This is a genomic window from Hallerella porci, assembly GCF_003148885.1.
GTDB classification, from domain to species: Bacteria; Fibrobacterota; Fibrobacteria; order Fibrobacterales; family Fibrobacteraceae; genus Hallerella; species Hallerella porci.
In genome coordinates this window covers 1-1082 of the sequence record NZ_QGHD01000077.1, presented here as the reverse complement: position 1 = coordinate 1082, position 1082 = coordinate 1, and the positions used below count along the sequence as shown (strand labels likewise).

The 1082-nt window shown below is 46.4% G+C and carries 1 protein-coding gene; it reads right to left on the bottom strand.

Annotated features, from left to right (window positions below):
• Nucleotides 1-274: 274 nt before the first annotated feature.
• On the bottom strand, nucleotides 275-1082 hold an 808-nt coding region (locus B0H50_RS13075; protein ID WP_408609879.1), incomplete at its 5' end, for a transposase.

Here is a 1082-nt window from a genome sequence, read left to right as displayed (position 1 = left end):
AAAATCGAGTTGAAAAAACATCGCTTTGATTTTGCTTTTCGCTTCTTCAATTTTGAAATTTCAAAGCTCTTTTTTTAGCTAACAAAAACTAAATGTCACCGTTTATTTGACAGAACCACCTAAAAATTCAGCAATTACAGGGCTCTTAATCAGTTCAAACTGGGAACTCTGGAAATTTTTCGTATTACGTTTCATTTCGGCAATCACCTTTTCCTTTTTGGGCGAATGCAAAAGTCTTTCGTAATACTGCGTAGATAGTCGTCCCTTAAAAAGGTCACTTTGCGAACGCAAGATAAGGACGTTCGCATTTTTTGTTCATTCCGTTCCACAGAAGGCAAAAACAGTATAGCCATTCCAACAGGACAAAAAAGCGCCTCATGGCCCTCTTGAAGTTGAACGCCGCTGCTGCAAGCTTTGCATTGAGCATGTCGCCAAAGATTCCCTTGTAGAAGTTGCGACCCATGCGGTGGTCGCTCTTCAAGTGACCATTGATTGGTTCGATGCCAGCCCTCTTGCAAAAAAGCTTGTGAGCCTTTTTCTTCTGGTAGTAAGTCGCGTTTTTCTTCGGGACGTCCGGTATTACGATCTTTGTCGTTCCGGATTCCTTTTGTCCGCGGTAGCCCCGGTCGCATGCGGCCCGGCTCGGCCTGAATCCAAGCATTTGTTCAACATGGTCAAGCGTATCGTCTATCGTATGTCCGTCATACTCGTCCCGGAACGAGACCGCGCCGACAATGATGCCGCTGTAGCTCCGGGCGATTGACACCTTGTTGCCGAACTCGTATTTCTTGTGTTCCTTGCCCTTGCCGATGCATTTTACTTCGGGTTCGTGAAGCGAATAGACCTTGTCCTTGTCGCATTTCTTCTGTGCCAGAACTTTTTTGAAAAGCTCGATTTTTTCTTTGTACGTGTTCAACAAGTTCTTGCTGGCGAGATTTCGCTCTAATTCACGGACGAGCCGTCCCGCGATTGTCTTCAGCCTGCGATCTGCCTTGTGAGCCTTCTTGCCGTTCTTCGGGTGATTGCGGAAACGCTGGTCACGATGGACCTTCTTCAAGGTTCTCTTGTAGGACTGTCTTTGC